At 64.0% G+C, this 236-nt stretch carries 1 pseudogene; it reads left to right on the forward strand.

What is annotated here, in order from left to right:
- Window positions 1–236: pseudogene (locus BGIM_RS66700) on the forward strand (TROVE domain-containing protein); the annotation flags it as partial.

A 236-nucleotide genomic window follows, 5' to 3' on the forward strand; every position in this document is an offset into this window, starting at 1 on the left:
GGCGAAGCGGCACGTCGGAAACGCCTTCCGTCGCTTCGACGAGTACCAGCTCGCCAAGTACAACGGTGGATCGAAGGCGGTCAAGTTGCGCGACGCCTTGCGCATCACCCGCCCGAAGCCGGTGAACGCCGAACAGGCCGAGTTGTGGCGCAAACTCGTAAAGGGCGAGTTGGCCACGCCGGACACTTGGGAGGTGGAACTGTCCAAGGGCGGCGACAAGAAGGCGTCTTGGGAGC

The sequence above is a fragment of the Zavarzinella formosa DSM 19928 genome (assembly GCF_000255705.1).
GTDB lineage: Bacteria > Planctomycetota > Planctomycetia > Gemmatales > Gemmataceae > Zavarzinella > Zavarzinella formosa.